Annotated in this window: 1 protein-coding gene; it reads left to right on the top strand. The window is 60.5% G+C overall.

The genetic code is table 11. The features are described 5' to 3' along the window. A partial coding sequence (locus tag IAE24_RS30015; RefSeq protein WP_442778780.1) for a bacteriophage T4 gp5 trimerisation domain-containing protein occupies nt 1-408 on the top strand: 408 nt, incomplete at both ends.

The raw sequence follows: 408 nt of genomic DNA, 5'->3' as shown, positions 1-408 counted from the left end.
CGTGCACAACAACCGCACGGAGCGGGTGGACCACAACGAGAAGATCAGCATCGGCGACAACCGCAATGAGGATGTCGGCATCGACGAGACCATCTCCATCGGCAAGAACCGCAGCAAGACCGTTGGCAAGACCGAGACCGACAAGATAGGCCAGAACTGGCACGTCACGGTGGGCCTGCTCAAGACCCAGACCATAGGCATGGCCTACATGCAGAACGTGGGTGTGATGAAGATGATGAACATCGGCGTCAACTACATGGAGAACATCGGCGTGGCCATGCAGACCACGGTGGGCATGAGCCAGAACCTCACCGTGGGGCAGGAGCGCCAGGTCAAGGTCGGCAGCAAGCAAAGCACGGAAGTGGGCTCGCAGTACTCGCTGACCGTGGGCGGTGGTGGCGGTGGTGG

This window comes from Delftia sp. S65 (assembly GCF_016516495.1).
GTDB classification, from domain to species: Bacteria; Pseudomonadota; Gammaproteobacteria; order Burkholderiales; family Burkholderiaceae_C; genus Comamonas; species Comamonas acidovorans.
The sequence above is the reverse complement of the archived record's forward strand: the minus strand, read 5'-3'. Positions and strand labels throughout refer to the sequence as shown.